We start from the raw sequence: 19,866 nt of genomic DNA, 5'->3' as shown, positions 1-19,866 counted from the left end.
AAACCTTCATTGTTACTTTTTAGTTGCTGTAAACTTCAATTTCTTGTTTATCTTGACGGAAGTTATACTTCACATCTAAAGCATGTGCAACAATTAGTTCTTGCTCAGCTTTGTGAGCGAATGGATCGCCGCCAGATGGACTAGAGCGATCAGGACGTCCAATGTAGCCTGTTTTCACTTTATCTCCAGCAAGTTCGAACAGAATTGGAGCCATGTAATGCCATGCGCCCATATTACGAGGTTCTTCTTGAACCCAAATGATTTCTTCTAAATTTTTAAAGCGTTTAATAATAGATTGAACTTTTTCAGCAGGGAATGGGTACAATTGCTCAATACGAACGACATGAACTTCGTCTAAGTTGTACTCATGTTTACCAGACTCGATTTCTGCTGCTAAGTCAATCGCCATTTTACCTGTGCTTAAAACAAGACGTTTTACTTTATTTGGTTTCATGCCAAGGTTTTCTTGTTCTAAAGCAGGTTGGAAACGTCCTTCGCTTAACTGACTAGCAGTTGAAAGCGTAAGTGGGTGACGTAATAAACTCTTCGGCGTCATCAATACTAATGGTCGAACAGCTTCTGTTCCTAAGATAGATGCTTGACGACGCAGGATATGGAAGTATTGAGCCGCGCTCGTTAAGTTTGCAACTGTCCAGTTATTCTCAGCAGCTAACTGTAAGAAACGCTCTGGACGTGCACTAGAGTGCTCTGGTCCTTGACCTTCATAACCGTGTGGTAATAGAAGAACTAAGCCAGATTTTTGACCCCATTTTGCTCTTCCAGCTGAAACATATTGATCAAATAATGCTTGCGCAGTATTTGAGAAGTCACCATATTGCGCTTCCCACATAACAAGAGTTTCTGGAGCGAATACGTTATAACCATATTCGTAACCAACAACAGCAGCCTCTGATAACGGACTGTTATGAACAGAGAATGAAGCATTAATGTTTGGTAAGCGATGTAATGGTGAATATGTTTCATTTGTATCAGTATCGTGTAATACGATATGACGGTGTGCGAATGTACCACGCTGTGAATCTTGACCAGTTAAACGAATTGGCGTACCTTCTTGTAAAATAGAAGCGAATGCTAATGATTCAGCAAGTGCCCATTCAATTTTGCCGTTCTCTTCAAGAGCATCTTTACGGCGCTCAAGAATTTTCTTCACTTTCGGATATACGTTAAAGCCTTCTGGCCAAGATAGTAGACCTTCATTAATTGCACGAAGTGAGTCAATCTCAACGCCAGTATCAATTGACTGAATACCTTTTGCAACAACATCTGGTACTTTAACGTGAATTGTTGCATCACTCGTATCAGCTGGGGGTACTTGTGCATAGTCGGATTTTAATTGCTCTTGTATAAACTGTGTAATTGTTTCAACCTCATCTGCATTTAGAACACCAGCAGCTTGTAATTGATCTGCATAAATTGCTCTTACAGTTGGATGGTTTTTAATTTTTTTGTACACTTGTGGTTGCGTAACTGCCGGGTCATCCATTTCGTTATGACCGTAGCGGCGGTAACCAATTAAATCGATTAAGAAGTCTTTTTTGAACAACATGCGATATTGAATCGCAAGGTTAGCAGCTGCAAGACAAGCTTCCGGATCATCAGCATTCACGTGAACAATCGGAATATCGAAACCTTTTGCAAGGTCACTTGAATATTTCGTAGAACGAGAATCATAGCTATCAGTCGTAAAACCAACTGCATTGTTTGCGATAACATGAATCGTTCCGCCTGTTTGATACGCGTTCAATCTGCTTAAGTTGAGTGTCTCAGATACAATACCTTGACCAGGGAATGCAGCATCACCATGAACTAAAATTACGAATGATTTTGAAGTATCTTGATCTGGAAGACCAGATTTTTTACGATTCTCTTGAGCCGCACGTGCGAAACCTTCTACTACAGGATTCACGAACTCAAGATGACTCGGGTTATTTGCTAATGTAACGCGAGTACTAACTTCTTCGTTACTAACGACTTGTTCTCTACCTAAATGGTATTTCACGTCGCCAGTCCAGCCAGAATTAGCCACTGCGCCTTCTATTTTTGCATGTTTGAACTCAGCAAACATGTGGCTATATGGTTTTTCTAATACGTGAGCAAGTACGCTTAGGCGACCGCGGTGAGCCATACCAATCATGACATCCTCTACGCCGTTCTTAGCACCTTCTAGAACAATTTCATCTAAAACAGGTACAAGCATATCAACGCCCTCGATAGAGAAACGTTTTTGCCCAACGAATGTTTTATGCAAGAATTGCTCGAAACCTTCAACAGCTGTTAAACGTTTTAAAAGAGCAGTTCGTTTTTTATTTGATAGTGGTTGACGCAGTGAATTTGATTCCACCATTTGATGCAACCACGCGCGTTCTTCACTATCTTGTATATGAGAAAATTCATAAGCTAAAGATTTTGTATAAACGTCTTTTAATCTATGAATTACATCAAGTGCAGTGTGAATACCTTCTGGTGCATCTTGCCATACCGTTTTCGCTGGAATCGCTTTCAAGTCAGCATCGCTCAGTTCGTTCATTGCTTTCTCAAGAAGAGATTGTCCATTTGCAGCATCTTCCATCGGGTTGATGTGAGCCAACGTGTGCCCGAAAGAACGAATCTGCTCAACAAGTTGAACGACTTTAAGAATTTTTTCAATGTTACCTGTGTTTTGAGGAGAAAAATGTGTTGCTGAGTTGTCCCCTGTTACGACATCATCTTGAAACGAAGGAGCTCCAAAAATTTCAAAAAGCTCTTGTAATTCCGGATCAACAGAACCTGCTCCAGTTACGTAAAGATCATACTGCTCAATAACATAACCAAGGTTCGGACCGTGGAACTTGGCCCAAGGGTTTGTCGTTGTATTCTTCCTCGTCATTTGTTTAAACCTCCCAATGCATATAATCCTTTTCCATACAAAGGTGCATTTTGCTCTTTTTCAATAAGTAATGAATCAATAATCAATGTAAATGTTTTTCTTTACTCTTATGTTATTACAATAATTTACATAATACCAAACACTATTACTTATCTGTTTTGTAAAAAAACATTCACAATAACTTATCACCCAAGTTAATCTTTCATGTTATAAAGTAATTTTACAGAAAAATGGGGTGGATATATTTGGTATGCCTATACTAATAGCTATAATTGTTGTATTTAAATATAGGTATAATAGTTAGAATGTTTCGATAAAAACAGTTTGAATTATGTATATTGAAATAATAAGCGCTTTCATAGATATTATACAACAATATAACGGAATATAGTATAAAAAATAAAAAATTATGAATTTATCGTAAACTTTATTTAGATAGTGTTAAATATTGAAAGGAAAGTGAAGGATTTCTACAAAAAAAGTTGCTAAACATAAAAAATGCTCCATAAACAGTTAGTTTCTATAAATATGACGAAAAACACCGTAAAACAAATAACGCATTTCGTGAAATAAAGAAATAAATGAAATATTTTAAAAGGATAAAACAAATATGGAGATATTAAATTTTAAAAAAAGAAGTGAGGAGATATAGTAACATTTATTTACAGTGTTCCGTGTTTCGCTTCAAAATAGACGTGCTGAAATTTAAAAAAGTTTCTTCTATATTATTGAATATACTTATGGCACTTACAATGAGTACCGTCTTTATCTCATTTGTTGTTTTAGCAAAAAGATATTAAGATGGAGGAGAGAAAGGAAGATTAACATATGCAAATGATGTATGCTTTTGGCATTGGGCTTGTATTATTTTTAGCCGTATTCTTATTTATTCGTAAAGACGTTCAAGGTGGGACGTTAACGAAGCGAGGATTTTATAAATTAATCGGCTGTTTAGTTGTTATGCTTATAGCAATTATTGTAATGATCGTATTAATTAATCAGTCACTATAGAATGTAAAAACGAAACCTTACTTCGGTAAGGTTTTTCTTTATTGTTAAACCTAAAAATTACCACTAAATCCATTTACTATAAATAACTTGTATTATATAATCCAATGAAATGATAGATAAGGAGTGTAGTATATGAATAAAAAAACTATCTTCTATTTATTAACTTGTATACTATTTGTAGCTAGTACTACTTATATAATATGTAACAAAAGAGAACAAGTGCCACCTATATTAGTATGGAACGAACAAGAATACTATGTTACGAATGAACCTGCCAAAGTAGAAGAAGTTGGGCAAAAACTTGGCGAAGTAACAAAGAAAATTAAAACAAGTAAAAAACCTACTAAAAATAGAGAATCTAATACATTACAAGAGAAAACAGAAGTATTCACAATGATTGAGGAAGAAAAAAAGTGATTACCCGCCTTTAATCATAAAGGAAGCTTATAGTGATGAATATAGGGTAGTGAGGCCGATGTTGAAGCAAGTATTATTATGAAACGGAGATTCATATGCAGACAGTAACTTCGTATCCGTGGTCGTTAAGAAAAATATTTGTCTTTTTCCTCCTATCCGTGCCGCTTACATTTTGATGAATAGAGGAGCAATACAAAAGAGAGATTACATTTTATATTTATTATTTGCTGCTATTAATATATCGCTTTGGTTATCGCTTATGATCTTTGATCGGAGTATGTGGATGGTAGCAGGGCATTATGTGTTTGGAGCAGTTGTTGTTGTTGTTGTTGTTGTTGTTGTTTCGAATATGAATAAGAGATAAGCCAGCAACCTCAAAGTTGCTGGTTTTTATTTTGCTATTTATAATAAAGAAACAAATTTTTAATAGAGAGTAGTGGGCGTTATGAGATGGAAAGAGGGAACGTTTGAAAAAATAGACACGAATGACTCACCTGTTGAGCAACTTATAAACACGTTTAAGGAACAAAACTTAATTGGTGGAGCAATAATAAGCTGTTTTAAAGTGCATAACGAAAATTTTTTTAAAGAAATACCACATTCGAAAGATGGACATGAGCACTTCTTTAGAAGAATCTTCAACTCTTTAGACATAATCAATAACTTAGAAGAGTTAAAAATACATACATCAGACAAATATAAGTTTTGTTTTAAAGAGCAGCTCGCAGTCATGCTTGATGGTAGCATTGCTGCGCAAATTTTGTGGGGCGGAGCATATGAAGGGTTTAAGGAACGACCAGTTATCGCAAAACAATTAGCAGTCAATGTATGTCAATATATGTTCCAAGATCGATACGAAGATATTAAAGTGTTCGAAAGCTATCGCCCTTGGACAGATTGGTTTTACGATGTTGCGTGGGATGTTACTTGGATGGTGTTAGATAGTAGGGAACAGAAAATGTGGTTCATTTGTGCTACGGATACAGATTGATAGAAGCCGGGCCTTGTAGGAATGCTGCAAGGCCCTTTATCTTTTGGGGATTAATGGAAAACGAATCATATAAATGATATACTAAAAAATGTTTGTAATGTCAGTTTCATACTATTATATAATGCTGACTTACTAGACAAGATAAGAGGAGAATGAGCGTGCAAAAGATAAAGAGATTATTGCTATTAATGATGGTAGTAGGATTAACAGCAGTTGTTTTAGCAGGGTGTGCAAATCCGAAAGATACTACAGAAGAATTTTTAACAGCGATACAAAAAGGTGATGTAGAAAAGGCTCGTACATTTGTTGAGAGTGACAAGGAATTTAATAAACTAAATGAAAAAACAGATGATGCTGAGGCAAAAGCAATGCTAAGTGCAATTACGAAAAACTTTAAATTTGAAAAGCTAGAAGAAGTATCGAAAAAGGATGACAAAGCAGAAGTGAAAGTGAAAATTACATCTGCAGATCTATCCGTTGCTGTAACAAAAGCAGTGGGAGAAGTTATGCCAATGGCGTTCGCTAGTGCCTTTAGTGAAGACAAAGAACAATCTGAAAAAGCAATCGAAAAAACAATGACATCAACTATCGTCAAAAACTTAGCAGATAAAGATGCAGCAATGGCAACTCGCGAAGTTACATTGAACTTAAAGAAAGACAAAGATGGCGACTATAAAATCGTTGCTGACGATAACTTGAAAGAAGTATTGTTTGCCAATGCGAAGTCTTTGGAGAAGATGTTTGGTGGGAAGTAATTGAATTAGATAAAAAGAGACACCATATCACGTAGAAGGTTGATATGGTGTCTCTTTTTTATGAACCTGGAGAGGTTTGAACTCAAGAAATTAATTCTATAAATTTTATATTATGATTTTTTGGTTTATGACATACAGCTAGTTGTAACAGAGGAGGTACTGTATTCTATGTTTTCTTATGCGGATCCTATAACGTAGAAAGGTAAAATTTCTGGACCAGATTTTAATTAGTGTTCCTTCAGCTTTAATGAGGAGGTGTACGAAGATGTTGTGACTATACCTGCTGGGTATTATTAATTGTGAAGTCAAATAAGAAAACAATTTATTAGAGGAAGATTAGTTAGTTTAAGTATCAGATTTAGGTGTTTAACAGGGGGTACTAATTAATTTCAGTTCTTTCATGAAAAATTATAGAAAAAGTATGGATAAACAAATTCTTGTTTTAAGTGAATTTTGTGAATGTGGGGGCTGCTTTAAATAAAGATGGTCAAACACTATGTAAATAATTAGGAATGTTAAAATATGCAAAATTGCATATTAAATATTTTAAATCTTATGCTAACCTTATAATGCGAAATATAACATTTGTTGGTAATTATTCATTTTTGAAAGATAAAAAATGAATAATTACAGTGAATTGTATACCACTGTCCTATAGTATAAACGATAATAACGAAAGCTATTTGAAGTCCTTTGAAGGAAATAAGTTATTTAAAAAAATTCCATATAGAAAATTTGTTAAAATTTCAGATGTAACAAATGTCATTTTATTTTTAATGTCTGATAAAAGCGATGCCATTAGAGGGCAAAATATTGTGGTTGACTATGGATATACAATTGTATAAATAAATCATCTTGGGAATTAAGGGTGTGGATAATGAGTTTACTAATTAAAGATTTAACAAAGAAATTTGACGAGCATGTTGCAGTGAATAATTTGAATATCGAGATACCAAAAGGTGAAATATTTGGATTCTTGGGCGGGAATGGAGCAGGTAAAACGACTACATTTCGAATGATACTTGGACTTTTATCGAAATCAAGTGGGACCATTTCATGGAATGGTAAACCTATAAATTATGGTGTTACAGATAAAATTGGGTATCTACCAGAAGAACGTGGTCTTTATGCGAAAATGACTGTCAAAGAACAAGTTAACTTTTTTGCAAAACTAAAGAACATGAAAAGTAAAGATGCAGAAAAAGAACTTCACTATTGGCTGGAGCGTTTTAATATTACTGAGCATCTGAACAAAAAGGTAGGAGAACTTTCTAAAGGCAATCAGCAAAAAATCCAGCTGATAACAGCGATTATACATAAGCCTGAACTCTTAATTTTAGATGAACCATTTAGTGGTTTAGACCCAGTAAATGTTGAAATGTTAAAAGACGCTGTTCTTGATATGCAAAAACAAGGGTCGTCAATTCTTTTTAGTTCACATCGTATGGAACATGTGGAAGAGTTATGCCAACACATTTGTATTATGCACAAAGGTGTACCTGTTGTTCAGGGTGACATTACCAAAATTAAAAGTGATTTTGGTAAAAAGAACGTTGTAATCGTTGGCGATCATAACTTTGACCATTTGAAAGAAATAAAAGGTGTAGAAAGTATGAAGAAACGTAAAAATGCAGTTACTCTTAAAATTTCATATGAAGAAGTTTCACATGTTTTATTTAAAGAGATAACAAAATTAGGGTATGTTAAAAAGTTTGCAGTAGAAGAGCCTACATTAAATGATATCTTTATTGCGAAAGTAGGTGCACAAAATGAATAGTTTCTGGACAATTTTTTTACAAAACTATAAATCTAAAGTGAAATCAAAATCATATTTTGCTATTACAATAATAGTTTCTATGTTAATTATAGGATTGATGAATTTTGACAAGATTTATAACTTGTTTGCAGGTAACGAGGACGATCAAGTTGTTGTTGTTACAGAAAAAGAAGAATTATATTCAACCATTCATCAAGTGTTTAAAAATGTCGATAGTAAGATACAAGTTAAACGTAGCACGGATAAACAAAAAGCAGAATCAGGTGTTAAAAATGGTGATTATACATATGCAATCGTTGTAGAGGAATTGAATAATAAACAATTAAAGGCTACGTATATAACTGAGACGGATGTAAATCAGCAAGATGTTAGCAAGGTTCAAACGATTTTATCTCAAATACAATCTTCTAATTTCGCCCAGCAATTGAATCTATCTCAAGATGAATTAAAGGTGTTAACAACGCCAGTAGAAATTCATACCAAAACGGTTTCAGATAAGGTTAAAGATGGAGAACATACTGAGGGTGTAGGGATTTTAATTAATGTCTTTATCATGCTAAATTATCTAATGATATTAATGTATGCTGCACAATTAGCAACAGATGTTGCAACAGAGAAATCTTCTCGTGTTATGGAGTTAGTTGTTTCAAGTATTTCGCCTACCAAACATTTATATGCGAAGCTATTCTCAACATTATTGGCTGGTATTACGCAAATCATAATTTGGGGCTTGGTCGCAACTGTTGGATATAAAACAGCAATTAATGATTCGAAAAATGATATTTTAAATAGTATTGATTTAAATTCTGTTGCTCCAACTCTAGTGTTTTATGGGATTCTATTCTTCACATTAGGATTCTTATTATATGGCTCATTATCTTGTCTATTTGGCTCTATCATTACGCGTATAGAGGAATCTTCTCAAGCTGTTATGCCGCTGATGTTTATGTTACTTGCTGCTTTGTATATAGCAATTTATGGAATGTCAAACCCAAGCAGCATGGTTGTTACCATTACTAGTTATGTACCTTTCTTCACTCCTATTGTTATGCTTGTACGAATTGGATTCCTCAATATCCCAGTATGGGAGATTGCGCTTGCATTAGCAATTCTAATTGCAACAATATGTATGATGATTGGTTTAACGAGTCGTGTTTACCGCGGTGGCGTATTAATATATGGTAAAGGTGCATTTAGTAATATCAAAAAGGCAATCAAATTAGGGCAAAAATAGGATTCGTCTATTCATTTCTAAACTTAAATTTACAAAGGTCTGCATAGTTAAACTGTGTAGATCTTTTTTGTTGAGAAATTTATATAAATAAATATAAAAATTGCTGTATTAGGCTATTTTTCAAAGAGAATTTTAAAAAGCTCCCAAAAGAGAGTAAAGAATCGAGTTCTAGCGAACAACGTAGAGCGATAATTAATATAATTTATGTCTTTCTCCAAAATGGAGAAAAGAAGTAGGGGAAAATTTAGTTTTAATAATAATCATTTATTTGCTACATAAAGAAAACCCCTTGACTATCAAGGGGTTTTTCATATGACCCCGGAGAGGCTCGAACTCACGACCTCCACCCTGTCAAGGTGGCGCTCTCCCTGCTGAGCTACGGGATCCCAACTATAAATGTTACCATCAGCAATGTATTTTCATTTCATTCGTGTAATCGGAGAATTTGTACAATTTGTTGAGTATTGTAACATTTGATGTATTCCTATAATAGCAACAAACTTTAATGGTGTAAAGGTGCAATTTTCTGAATATTCATATTCTAATTTTTGTATAAAAAAATAAGCCCCGAAGAGCTTATTTTAATAATAATATCAACGCAATTATCAATGATATTTTCAAAAATACAATCATAAATAATGGAGCTTGTTCATAAGCTATCGTCCTGTAACTGTCATTCCTGCTGTGTAAATTGTATCAATAGAACCGTCAGCGCCTTTTATTTCGACTTTATAACGATATGTTCCATCCTCATAAATATCATCGCCATATCCTGTGAAAGTTGCAATTTCATCATTGCTTCCAGCTGGGACCCATTGATTTTGCCAACGGAAGTTGGTTTCAAATTCGCCCCATCTATCGCCATATTTCTTTTCAAGGCTGACATTGTAATGAATTTCTTCAGCTCGGTCATTTGTAATTCTTGCAATTACGCTGTTACCAAAAGTAACTTGTGTAGAGTGTACCTGAACTGTAACACCGTTCACCGTTTCACCAGGACCACAAATGTAATGACAACCATCCCATTCGTCAGCATGTGCTTTTGGTGTTTCAATGTTCATAACCGTTAAACCGCCTAAAGCTAATGCGCCAGTTAATAATACTTTACCAAATGTTTTCACTTGAAATTCCCCCTAAGTATACTCTCAATTCGTTCGATAGATATCACATTAATCTAATGGAACGTTTTTTCCTTAAGTGTATTCGCTATGAATCTTTCATCTTGTAGTAATCTAATCACTACATAAAATTTCATAGTTTTGATTCCATATATGTATCATGATTTACATAGAACAAATCTGTTAATACGCTTTGGTTATTTACTTATTCCACTACTTCTTATTACCTTTTATTGGTAAAACGTTGGTTTTATTATATAACATTATTATCTATTTACAAGAGAAAATAATACTGTATGCAAAAATGCATAATAAAAAACACTGCTTGTATTCTAGATTACAGATTAAATGGAGTGTTGGGTTTCAATTAATATTTGAGTGGAACTTAATGCTAATTTTTTATGCTTAACAGTATGCATATATCATCGTTTATTAAAGTCATAATTGATAAACCTTGTTCAGGGGACGCTCTTCCTGCTGAGCTACAGAATCTTCAAAAGGGAAAGTATAAGCGATTATGCTAGTAATGTATGAAGGAATAATGATGAGAAGCGAATTCAGTAGAAAGTAGTCTTTGGATGTAGTGGTTATATTATTTACGATACCAATCCAAAGGACCTTCAGCACTCAAATCAACAAGAAAAGGGAGTAAGAAATGTAAAGGTAAGCTTATAAGTTCTGGCATAGCGTTCACCGTTTTCTTTGATAGATATTGTCTCATAAAACAATACGGACAATCCTTTTCAAATGTCACGAGTATTGCCCATACATCTTTTATTGTCCACTTCGTTTTACAATACGTACAACGCGTCATGAGGTTCCTCCTCATTTTAAGTTTTCTTCTAGTATACTCCATTCCATTGTAAGAAAGTCATTTGTATTTGGTGTGGTAAAATGTAAGTTGTTTTATTTTTATGTGAATCTATTTAGTCATTTATGAACAATTACATATCATTTGATATTTTTGCAGAATGATAGATTTTCAGTTTCAATATGCCAATTGGCCAATATATCCTTTTTACAATTTACTGAAAATCATGTATAACAGAGATACATGATTATTTTATCTCGCTATTTGCGGGCAGTAAGATCCCTTACTTCGAAATTCAGCAAAAGTAAAGAAGTTAGGTTCGGGTCGGAATGCCTGTAAAAGTCCGATTCGTGAGGGTTGATGAAAGTTTCACTTTATAAATATTCAGAAGTAGAGGGAGAAAAGTTGTAATGGTAAGAAAAACGTTCAAGATGCGCGTGTCTAAAAATAGAACGATTTCGATTAATGGATCGATTCTTGATGTGGATGTTACACATGATGAATTTTTACAAGAGTTTGTTGAGTGGGTTGATTCTAAAGGTTGGTCGTTTATGGGAATAACAGATGAGATTACGCCCGAGGAAGCTAGTCAAAAGTTAATAGATTCGTTGATTGATGAGAAGGATAAGAAAGAGTAATTCCTTCTTATTTTTATTGTATATTTATGTTCTTTATCGTAAAAGTATGATATAGTAAAAAATAGTGAAAATTCTTCCAATATAATACAAATTACATATGATTGGTAGATTTATTATTTTGTTAAGGAGTAAATGGAAAAGGGAGAGTCATATGGTAAATTTTAAGAAAATTTTGGTTTTTATTACAGTTATTTGTTCGTTTTTTTTGACGCCCATAACATTGCGTGCTGAGACGAATATTGGAGTAAATCCAGAACAAGTTGCACCACCACCTGCGGAAGGACCGAATGTTTTTAGTCAGTTTGCAACGACAATTGATGCAAAAACAGGAGATGTTTTGTATGATAAAAACGCATATCACCGAGCATATCCTGCTAGTACGACGAAGGTGTTAACAGCGATTTTACTCATGGAGCATACAAAGCCAGAGGATCAATTTACATTTTCACAATTAGCATTAGATCAAGAGAAGAGTAATTATCAAATTGAGTTTCAACCTGGAGAGACAATTAATAGAAATACTGCGCTTATAATTTTAATGGTGCTGAGTGCGAATGATGTGTCGTATGCGATTGCGGAGCGGATTGGCGGGAGTGTTGAGAATTTCGCTAATATGATGAATGAGAAAGCGAAGCAATTAGGGGCGAAAGATAGCCACTTTGTAACACCGAATGGATTGCATGATCCGAACCATTATACGACGCCGTATGATATGGCTATGATTACGAAGGGTGTGCAAAAGTATCCTGAAATTTTACAAGCGATGAATACGAAAAGAACGACAGTTACGACGTCTAGGCAGACGGTGTCTATTTTTAATAAATCTAATTTTTTTGAAAATCCATATAGCGTTGGCGGTAAGACAGGGTTTACGAATGAAGCACGTAATACACTTGTTTTATTAAATGAGAAAGATGGAAATCGTATTATAAGCGTAGTAATGGCTTCTCAAAGACCTGAAATTTATGAAGATTTGAAGCAGATGGCGGAATATTCTTTCGGTCAATTTACGAAGCAAATGGTGCTTGATAAACATAATTGGCATCAAAAAACAACATATTTAAATAAAGATGTTAATTCTGAGTTGGAACAAAGTGCGGAGCTTATGCTTAAGAAAGATGAAGGGAAAAATGTGAAAACTATTTTCCGGGCGGCTTCATTAGATAAAGAATCTTTATATCATAAAGGAATACATCGTGGTGAGGTAGTTGGTGCAGTTGATATTACGAAAAATAATCAAACAATTGCGACGGTAAATGTTCTTTCAACAGAAGATGTCACTTTTACGATGCCTAAAAAAGATACAACTATGCCTGAAGTAAAAGACTCAAATGTGAAAGTAATAAGTGTTGGGATAGGTGCGATTATATTATTTGGAGCAATTTTATATGTAGTGTTGCGCCGAAATACAAAAGGAATGAAATCAGAAGGTAAATAAATTACTAATAAAAAGACTGTGTAAAATTTTGGCACAGTCTTTTTTCTATATTTTAAATAACTAATAATTGTAAATTTTCTTATTGCAATAACTTAAAGTTCGTTATATCATTTACTTGTGTTCTTATTAAAGAACAAAGTGGATATTGCATACTTCAAATAATATAAAACAACGGAGAGGGAGAGAGACGATGAAATTAATATGGAAGATAATTAGCAACGCGATCTCATTTGTTTTATTTGCATTGATGGTTTTTTTAGCTTTTGTAGTTATTTCTTCAAAAGCAAGCGGTGGTGATCCGACAGTGATGGGATATCAATTTAAGAGCGTTCTTTCAGGATCAATGGAGCCGACGTTTTTAACAGGATCAATCATTGCAATAGAACCAAACAAAGATGGTTCTAAATATCAAAAAGGTGATGTTATTACCTTTAAAGAGAAAGATCAAAAAATTATCACTCACCGTATTATCGGTGTGAAAGATACAAATGGAAAAGTAATTTATGAAACAAAAGGGGATAACAACAACGGACCAGATTTAGAGCCAGTACTTGCAGAAAATGTAGTTGGAAAGTATGCAGATATTACAGTTCCGTATGTTGGTTATTTACTGAATTATGCGAATTCAAAAGCGGGAGCAGCATTGCTTCTTATTATTCCAGGAGTCTTTTTACTTGGGTATTCCGCGATTTCTATTTTTGGTGCTATTCGTAGCATTGACGGAGAAAAGAAAGATAAAAAAGTAGAACAATCCGTCTAGTTCGTTTGGTTATACTTTCCGTTTAGGAAGTTAACAAATATATATTAAGGGGATATGGACATGACTTTAAAGAAAAAATTAGGAATGGGTATTACATCAGCAGTATTAGGAGCAGCTTTAGTTGGTGGAGGAACATTTGCATTTTTCAGTGATAAAGAAGTGTCAAATAATACATTTGCGGCTGGAACACTGGATTTAGCATTAAATCCATCAACAGTTGTTAACGTATCGAATTTAAAACCTGGGGATACAATTGAAAAAGAATTTAAACTAGAAAACAAAGGCTCTTTAAATATTAAAAAGGTTCTACTGAAAACAGATTATAATGTAGAAGATGTAAAGAAAGACAATAAAGATGATTTTGGTAAACATATTAAAGTAACATTCTTAAAAAATGTAGATAAGCATGAGACAATTGTGAAACAAACTACTTTAGATAAATTAAAAGGTGACACACTTACAGCTGTAGATAATGATTTATCGGCTTGGTTCTGGGATGAAAAAGGTATTTCAGCAGGTAAATCTGATAAATTCAAAGTGAAATTTGAGTTCGTTGATAATGGAAAAGATCAAAATCAATTCCAAGGCGATAAGTTACAATTAAATTGGACGTTTGATGCACAACAAACAGCAGGTGAAGAAAGATAATAAGAAAAAGGGCTATCACATGGATAGCCCTTTTTCTATTTTTCTAGTATTTGTCTATCAATTTTAATAGTTCTTTACTATAATATAGATAATGTTCTGTATAAAGAACGTAATGTTCGATGGGAGAGATTAAGATGCTGAAAAGACCGCGTAATTTTAAAAAGATGCTTATATTGCCGTGTATGTGTTCTATTACGTTTTATTTAGGATCTCAAATTATGACGCATACAGAAGCGGCGTTCATTCATGAAACGAAAGTAGAAGCGACGCTTTCTACAGCAATTATATTTCCGAAAACAGTTAATACGTTAAAAGAGCAATCTGAGAAACATAAACAGTTTATTGAGCGTGAGTATGGAACGATGAAGGGAAAATCGAAAGCAACTTCTATTGAAGAAATAAAACAGGCGATTTCTGTATGGCAACAAGGGCGTGAGAAAATTGTTGCTGAGAAGGAAGCCCTGCAAAATGTATATACTGAAATAGAAGCTCCTTACAATCAAATACAAGAAGAATTAAAGGTAAATAAAGATGAATCGATGCAGCAAGTGTCCATATATGTAAATGAAGGCTTCCGCAGTATCAAAGAGAAGCGTGACTATATTGAGAAAGAAATTAGCTTGAAAGCTATTGATGAGCAAATTCAGGCTCTTCAGCAACAATTAAACGTTGCAATTGAAGCGGAAGGACAAAAGAAAGCAGAAGAACAGAAGAAAGCAGAAGAACAGAAGAAAGCAGAAGAACAGAAGAAAGCAGAAGAACAGAAGAAAGTAGAAGAACAGAAGAAAGCAGAGGAACAGAAGAAAGTAGAAGAACAGAAGAAAGCAGAAGAACAGAAGAAAGTAGAAGAGCAAAAGAAAGCGGAAGAACAGAAAAAGCTAGAAGAGCAGAAGAAAGCGGAAGAACAGAAAAAGCTAGAAGAGCAAAAGAAAGCGGAAGAACAGAAAAAGCTAGAAGAGCAAAAGAAAGCGGAGTAACTGCTTTAGTGAAACAGCCGGAAAACAAGAATGTGTTGTAAGAGAGAGTGAACGAATAGGCAAGACTAGTAATATTTATACGAGTGTGAGGGAACGTTAGCCCTCACCTCTTTGTTTTTCTTTTTTCTTATAGTATTAAATGATTTGAGTGTGAAAAAAGTTATAAATTATCATTATTTTTTTTCTGAAAAGTCTAAATGATATTGAGAAATAAAAATAACTGAAAATATTAATAAATATGTGTTGTGTTTATATAGGTTTGTTCGTTATAATGAACATAAGGTTTTTAAAAAAGAACACATATTAGCTAAGCTAATATAGTTTTCTTTACATCTCTTATTGAAAAATAAGTGATAAAAATATAAAAAAAAGCTAGGGGGAATTGATTGTGAGTCTGAAAAAGAAATTAGGTATGGGAGTTGCATCAGCAGCATTGGGGTTAGCTTTAATTGGTGGAGGAACATTTGCATTCTTTAGCGATAAAGAAGTATCAAACAATACATTTGCAGCTGGGACGTTAGACCTTACATTAAACCCTAAGACGCTTGTAGATATTAAAGATTTAAAACCAGGGGATTCTGTTAAGAAAGAGTTCTTATTACAAAACAGCGGTTCGTTAACTATTAAAGACGTTAAATTAGCAACAAAGTATACTGTTAAAGATGCAAAAGGTGATAATGCTGGTGAAGACTTTGGTAAGCACGTTAAAGTAAAATTCCTTTGGAACTGGGATAAACAAAGTGAGCCTGTATACGAAACAACTTTAGCAGACTTACAAAAAGTTGATCCAGATCTTTTAGCTAAAGATATCTTTGCTCCTGAGTGGGGAGAAAAGGGTGGATTAGCAGCTGGTACAGAGGATTATCTATGGGTACAATTTGAATTTGTAGATGATGGAAAAGACCAAAATATCTTCCAAGGTGATACATTGAATTTAGAATGGACATTCAATGCTAACCAAGAAGCTGGGGAAGAAAAATAATAAAAAAAGCGGGTATTCCCGCTTTTTTTTATAAAGAAAAAGAAGTGCTGGTTGTAAGCACTTCTTTCTATTATTATTTTTGATTTTGCTTCCACTTTGTAAATTCAAGAAATTCACGAAATTGTTCTTTGGAGACACCAGAGTTCATTGCATCTTTAACGAGTTGTGTCCATTCGGAGTCTAGGTTAGTTTCCTTTGTTGTTTCATCATGAAGTAAAGTATCAACTGGAATTTGTAGAACTGCTGCGATCTTTTCAAGAAACTGAATGGAAGGGTTTTTTTGTAAATTTCGTTCTATAGAACTAATGTAAGATTTAGCAACGCCAGCTTTTTCGGCAAGTTCAGTTAATGAAATCCCTTTTTGTAAACGAAGGCGTTTTATACGTTCTCCAATCATATTTGCGCACCTTTCTATCAATATGTAGTTGTCTTATGATGTCATTATTATAACATAAACTTCGTTAAAAAGAACAAACCTATTGAGCCTGACTGGATGGCTTCATACGTTGGAAAAATTGCTCGATGTCTTGCATGGCGATACCAGCATCTAGAGCTTCAAGTATTAAATCAATCCATTCTTGATCCAGTGCGTCTGTCTTATCTTTGTACAAATGTAATTCCTCCCTAATTATCGGTCATAATTGCTGCTACAGAATACATGATAATGAAATCCGATTTTGTGTTTTATATAGTGAATTATCAAATATTGTGTAGATGAAACAAAGATAAAATCCCCATTAAACTCCCTCTATGGAAATTATAAATTGTTCGATAAAAACTTTCAATATTTTCAGAAAACATTGTTGAATTGTGATATATTCGTATGCTAACTATGAAATTTTTACAAATATATTAAAAACATTACATAATATGACTAAATATTGAAAAAATATTGAATTTTTAATAAAATTTAATTTGTAATACATATTATTTATTAGGGGAGGAAATAAGGGATGAACAAGAAACCGTTCAAAGTTTTGTCATCAATCGCATTGACAGCTGTATTAGGCCTTTCATTCGGAGCTGGCACTCAATCTGCATATGCTGAAACGCCTGTGAATAAAACAGCTACGAGCCCAGTGGATGATCATTTAATTCCGGAAGAACGTTTAGCAGATGCATTAAAAAAACGTGGGGTAATTGATTCGAAGGCTTCAGAGACAGAAACAAAGAAAGCAGTCGAAAAGTATGTAGAGAACAAAAAGGGTGAAAATCCTGGGAAAGAAGCAGCGAATGGGGACCAACTTACGAAAGATGCATCTGACTTTTTAAAGAAAGTGAAAGATGCGAAAGCAGACACGAAAGAAAAATTAAATCAACCAGCAACAGGCACACCTGCAGCGACAGGCCCAGTTAAAGGCGGTCTAAATGGTAAAGTACCAACTTCTCCAGCGAAACAAAAAGACTATAACGGTGAAGTTCGTAAAGACAAAGTACTCGTTTTACTTGTAGAGTACGCTGACTTTAAACATAATAATATCGACAAAGAGCCTGGATATATGTATTCTAACGATTTTAATAAAGAACATTATGAAAAAATGTTATTCGGCAACGAGCCATTCACATTAGATGATGGAAGTAAAATTGAAACGTTTAAACAATATTACGAAGAGCAATCTGGTGGTAGTTATACTGTAGACGGAACAGTTACAAAATGGTTAACAGTTCCTGGTAAAGCTGCTGATTACGGTGCAGATGCTCCGGGCGGAGGCCATGATAATAAAGGACCAAAAGGGCCACGTGATTTAGTAAAAGATGCATTAAAAGCAGCTGTAGATAGTGGTATTGATTTATCAGAGTTCGACCAATTTGATCAATACGATGTAAATGGTGATGGGAATAAAAATCAACCAGACGGTTTAATCGATCATTTAATGATTATTCATGCGGGTGTTGGACAAGAAGCAGGCGGTGGTAAATTAGGCGATGATGCAATTTGGTCGCACCGTTGGACAGTTGGACCAAAGCCATTCCCAATTGAAGGTACACAAGCGAAAGTACCATATTGGGGTGGAAAGATGGCAGCATTCGACTACACAATTGAACCAGAAGATGGAGCAGTTGGTGTATTCGCACATGAATATGGTCACGATTTAGGTCTTCCAGATGAGTACGATACACAATATAGTGGTCAAGGTGAGCCGATTGAAGCTTGGTCTATTATGAGTGGCGGAAGCTGGGCTGGTAAAATCGCTGGAACGACGCCAACGAGTTTCTCACCACAAAATAAAGAGTTTTTCCAAAAAACAATCGGTGGTAACTGGGCAAATATCGTAGAAGTAGATTACGAGAAATTAAATAAAGGTATCGGTCTAGCGACATATTTGGATCAAAGTGTTACGAAATCAGCAAGACCAGGTATGATCCGTGTTAACTTACCAGATAAAGATGTTAAAACAATTGAGCCAGCATTTGGAAAACAGTATTACTACAGCACAAAAGGTGACGATCTTCATACGAAGATGGAAACACCGTTGTTCGATTTAACGAATGCAACGAATGCAAAATTTGATTTCAAGTCATTATATGAGATTGAAGCAGGTTATGATTTCCTTGAAGTACACGCTGTAACAGAAGATGGTAAACAAACGTTAATTGAAAGACTTGGTGAGAAAGCAAATAGTGGAAATGCAGATTCGACAAATGGAAAATGGATTGACAAATCATATGATTTAAGTCAATTCAAAGGCAAGAAAGTAAAATTAACATTTGATTACATTACTGATGGTGGTTTAGCATTAAATGGATTCGCTCTTGATAATGCTTCATTAACAGTAGATGGTAAAGTAGTATTCTCTGATGACGCAGAAGGTACACCACAATTAAAATTAGATGGTTTCGTTGTATCTAACGGAACAGAGAAGAAAAAACATAACTACTATGTTGAGTGGAGAAACTATGCTGGGGCAGATAACGCGTTGAAATTTGCTCGCGGTCCAGTATTTAACACTGGTATGGTTGTATGGTATGCAGATTCAGCTTATACAGATAACTGGGTTGGTGTACATCCAGGACACGGTTTCCTTGGTGTAGTTGATTCTCATCCAGAAGCAATTGTTGGTACTTTAAATGGTAAACCAACAGTTAAGAGTAGTACACGATTCCAAATCGCTGATGCAGCGTTTTCATTTGACAAAACGCCAGCTTGGAAAGTCGTATCTCCAACGCGTGGAACATTTACGTATGATGGCTTAGCAGGCGTACCGAAGTTTGATGATTCTAAAACGTATATTAATCAACAGATTCCAGATGCAGGACGTATTTTACCGAAGCTTGGTTTGAAATTTGAAGTAGTAGGACAAGCTGATGATAATTCTGCAGGTGCTGTTCGTTTATATCGTTAATACTGTAAAACTACCGAGAGATTTTCTTTCGGTAGTTTTTTTGTGAGCAATGAATTTTATATAGCTGAAAAAGTCATA

The 19,866-nt window shown here is 34.4% G+C and carries 18 protein-coding genes, 1 tRNA gene and 3 pseudogenes; 16 read left to right on the top strand and 6 right to left on the bottom strand.

Going from position 1 to position 19,866, the window contains the following annotated elements; genetic code table 11:
• Positions 1-19: 19 nt before the first annotated feature.
• Positions 20-2,887, bottom strand: coding sequence for a 2-oxoglutarate dehydrogenase E1 component (gene odhA, locus QO049_RS08745; RefSeq protein WP_284489256.1), 2,868 nt, complete (start codon positions 2,885-2,887; stop codon positions 20-22).
• Between the two features lie 725 nt (positions 2,888-3,612).
• Here odhA and QO049_RS30930 point away from each other — a divergent pair.
• The 9 genes and pseudogenes from QO049_RS30930 to QO049_RS08705 all read left to right on the top strand — a co-directional run.
• Positions 3,613-3,687, top strand: a pseudogene (locus QO049_RS30930) (permease); the annotation flags it as partial.
• A 28-nt stretch (positions 3,688-3,715) separates the two neighbouring features.
• Positions 3,716-3,898 carry a DUF3976 domain-containing protein gene (locus QO049_RS08740; RefSeq protein ID WP_001178294.1) on the top strand — a complete coding sequence of 61 codons (183 nt, stop codon included), beginning with the start codon at positions 3,716-3,718 and terminating at the stop codon, positions 3,896-3,898.
• 132 nt (positions 3,899-4,030) lie between these two features.
• Positions 4,031-4,397 (top strand): annotated as a pseudogene (locus QO049_RS08735) (hypothetical protein).
• A 13-nt stretch (positions 4,398-4,410) separates the two neighbouring features.
• Positions 4,411-4,679 (top strand): annotated as a pseudogene (locus QO049_RS08730) (hypothetical protein).
• An 81-nt stretch (positions 4,680-4,760) separates the two neighbouring features.
• Entirely contained in the window at positions 4,761-5,306 is a 546-nt protein-coding gene (locus QO049_RS08725) for a hypothetical protein (protein ID WP_001267329.1), read from the top strand.
• Between the two features lie 158 nt (positions 5,307-5,464).
• Positions 5,465-6,061, top strand: coding sequence for a DUF4878 domain-containing protein (locus QO049_RS08720; protein ID WP_001169503.1), 597 nt, complete (start codon positions 5,465-5,467; stop codon positions 6,059-6,061).
• 632 nt (positions 6,062-6,693) lie between these two features.
• Complete coding sequence (locus QO049_RS08715) at positions 6,694-6,906, top strand: SDR family oxidoreductase (protein ID WP_224765010.1); 213 nt, start codon at positions 6,694-6,696, stop codon at positions 6,904-6,906.
• Between the two features lie 32 nt (positions 6,907-6,938).
• On the top strand, positions 6,939-7,838 hold the full coding sequence (locus QO049_RS08710) for an ABC transporter ATP-binding protein (RefSeq protein ID WP_000054723.1): 900 nt from the start codon (positions 6,939-6,941) through the stop codon (positions 7,836-7,838).
• Entirely contained in the window at positions 7,831-9,072 is a 1,242-nt protein-coding gene (locus QO049_RS08705) for an ABC transporter permease (protein WP_001084160.1), read from the top strand. Before QO049_RS08710 ends, QO049_RS08705 begins: the two co-directional genes overlap by 8 nt.
• Positions 9,073-9,385: 313 nt before the next feature.
• Here the strand turns inward: QO049_RS08705 and QO049_RS08700 are convergent.
• The 3 genes from QO049_RS08700 to QO049_RS08690 form a co-directional block, all read right to left on the bottom strand.
• Positions 9,386-9,458: transfer RNA gene (locus QO049_RS08700), tRNA-Val, on the bottom strand.
• A gap of 270 nt (positions 9,459-9,728) precedes the next feature.
• Entirely contained in the window at positions 9,729-10,193 is a 465-nt protein-coding gene (locus QO049_RS08695; protein WP_000846655.1) for a hypothetical protein, read from the bottom strand.
• A 589-nt stretch (positions 10,194-10,782) separates the two neighbouring features.
• The gene (locus tag QO049_RS08690; protein WP_000196288.1) at positions 10,783-11,004 is read right to left on the bottom strand and encodes a hypothetical protein; all 222 of its coding nucleotides are present in this window, start codon (positions 11,002-11,004) and stop codon (positions 10,783-10,785) included.
• A gap of 407 nt (positions 11,005-11,411) precedes the next feature.
• Here QO049_RS08690 and QO049_RS08685 point away from each other — a divergent pair, with 407 nt between their 5' ends.
• The 6 genes from QO049_RS08685 to calY all read left to right on the top strand — a co-directional run bounded on the left by QO049_RS08685 (position 11,412) and on the right by calY (position 16,444).
• On the top strand, positions 11,412-11,639 hold the full coding sequence (locus tag QO049_RS08685; RefSeq protein ID WP_000251856.1) for a hypothetical protein: 228 nt from the start codon (positions 11,412-11,414) through the stop codon (positions 11,637-11,639).
• A gap of 151 nt (positions 11,640-11,790) precedes the next feature.
• On the top strand, positions 11,791-13,077 hold the full coding sequence (locus QO049_RS08680) for a D-alanyl-D-alanine carboxypeptidase family protein (protein WP_246962361.1): 1,287 nt from the start codon (positions 11,791-11,793) through the stop codon (positions 13,075-13,077).
• 190 nt (positions 13,078-13,267) lie between these two features.
• Positions 13,268-13,837 (top strand): signal peptidase I SipW, encoded by a 570-nt coding sequence (gene sipW / locus QO049_RS08675; RefSeq protein ID WP_000767791.1) that lies wholly within the window; start codon positions 13,268-13,270, stop codon positions 13,835-13,837.
• Between the two features lie 60 nt (positions 13,838-13,897).
• Positions 13,898-14,485 carry a CalY family protein gene (locus QO049_RS08670; protein ID WP_000172854.1) on the top strand — a complete coding sequence of 196 codons (588 nt, stop codon included), beginning with the start codon at positions 13,898-13,900 and terminating at the stop codon, positions 14,483-14,485.
• Positions 14,486-14,619: 134 nt separating this feature from the next.
• Positions 14,620-15,462 (top strand): DUF4047 domain-containing protein, encoded by an 843-nt coding sequence (locus tag QO049_RS08665; RefSeq protein ID WP_246962363.1) that lies wholly within the window; start codon positions 14,620-14,622, stop codon positions 15,460-15,462.
• A 388-nt stretch (positions 15,463-15,850) separates the two neighbouring features.
• Positions 15,851-16,444: a biofilm matrix protein CalY gene (gene calY, locus QO049_RS08660; RefSeq protein ID WP_000053713.1), complete on the top strand. Its 594-nt coding sequence runs from the start codon at positions 15,851-15,853 to the stop codon at positions 16,442-16,444.
• A gap of 73 nt (positions 16,445-16,517) precedes the next feature.
• On the opposite strand, the gene QO049_RS08655 is transcribed toward calY, so the two are convergent.
• Both QO049_RS08655 and QO049_RS08650 read right to left on the bottom strand, forming a co-directional pair.
• Positions 16,518-16,841: a helix-turn-helix domain-containing protein gene (locus QO049_RS08655; RefSeq protein ID WP_000578885.1), complete on the bottom strand. Its 324-nt coding sequence runs from the start codon at positions 16,839-16,841 to the stop codon at positions 16,518-16,520.
• Positions 16,842-16,920: 79 nt separating this feature from the next.
• Positions 16,921-17,055, bottom strand: coding sequence for an anti-repressor SinI family protein (locus QO049_RS08650; protein WP_000276219.1), 135 nt, complete (start codon positions 17,053-17,055; stop codon positions 16,921-16,923).
• Positions 17,056-17,397: 342 nt separating this feature from the next.
• Between QO049_RS08650 and inhA1 the strand changes: the two genes are divergently transcribed.
• On the top strand, positions 17,398-19,788 hold the full coding sequence (inhA1, locus tag QO049_RS08645) for a M6 family metalloprotease immune inhibitor InhA1 (protein ID WP_001035946.1): 2,391 nt from the start codon (positions 17,398-17,400) through the stop codon (positions 19,786-19,788).
• Positions 19,789-19,866: the final 78 nt, after the last annotated feature.

This window comes from Bacillus sp. RB3, assembly GCF_030164735.1.
GTDB lineage: Bacteria > Bacillota > Bacilli > Bacillales > Bacillaceae_G > Bacillus_A > Bacillus_A cereus.
Note: the sequence above shows the minus strand (reverse complement) of the source record. Positions and strands in the feature narration are given on the sequence as shown.

Excerpts from the sequence above, each read along its gene's own strand:
- odhA (WP_284489256.1), bottom strand. The coding sequence starts at position 2,887 with ATGACGAGGAAGAATACAACGACAAACCCTTGGGCCAAGTTCCACGGT.
- QO049_RS08740 (WP_001178294.1), top strand. The coding sequence starts at position 3,716 with ATGCAAATGATGTATGCTTTTGGCATTGGGCTTGTATTATTTTTAGCC.
- QO049_RS08725 (WP_001267329.1), top strand. The coding sequence starts at position 4,761 with ATGAGATGGAAAGAGGGAACGTTTGAAAAAATAGACACGAATGACTCA.
- QO049_RS08710 (WP_000054723.1), top strand. The coding sequence starts at position 6,939 with ATGAGTTTACTAATTAAAGATTTAACAAAGAAATTTGACGAGCATGTT.
- QO049_RS08705 (WP_001084160.1), top strand. The coding sequence starts at position 7,831 with ATGAATAGTTTCTGGACAATTTTTTTACAAAACTATAAATCTAAAGTG.
- QO049_RS08690 (WP_000196288.1), bottom strand. The coding sequence starts at position 11,004 with ATGACGCGTTGTACGTATTGTAAAACGAAGTGGACAATAAAAGATGTA.
- QO049_RS08685 (WP_000251856.1), top strand. The coding sequence starts at position 11,412 with ATGGTAAGAAAAACGTTCAAGATGCGCGTGTCTAAAAATAGAACGATT.
- QO049_RS08680 (WP_246962361.1), top strand. The coding sequence starts at position 11,791 with ATGGTAAATTTTAAGAAAATTTTGGTTTTTATTACAGTTATTTGTTCG.
- sipW (WP_000767791.1), top strand. The coding sequence starts at position 13,268 with ATGAAATTAATATGGAAGATAATTAGCAACGCGATCTCATTTGTTTTA.
- QO049_RS08670 (WP_000172854.1), top strand. The coding sequence starts at position 13,898 with ATGACTTTAAAGAAAAAATTAGGAATGGGTATTACATCAGCAGTATTA.
- QO049_RS08665 (WP_246962363.1), top strand. The coding sequence starts at position 14,620 with ATGCTGAAAAGACCGCGTAATTTTAAAAAGATGCTTATATTGCCGTGT.
- QO049_RS08655 (WP_000578885.1), bottom strand. The coding sequence starts at position 16,841 with ATGATTGGAGAACGTATAAAACGCCTTCGTTTACAAAAAGGGATTTCA.
- inhA1 (WP_001035946.1), top strand. The coding sequence starts at position 17,398 with ATGAACAAGAAACCGTTCAAAGTTTTGTCATCAATCGCATTGACAGCT.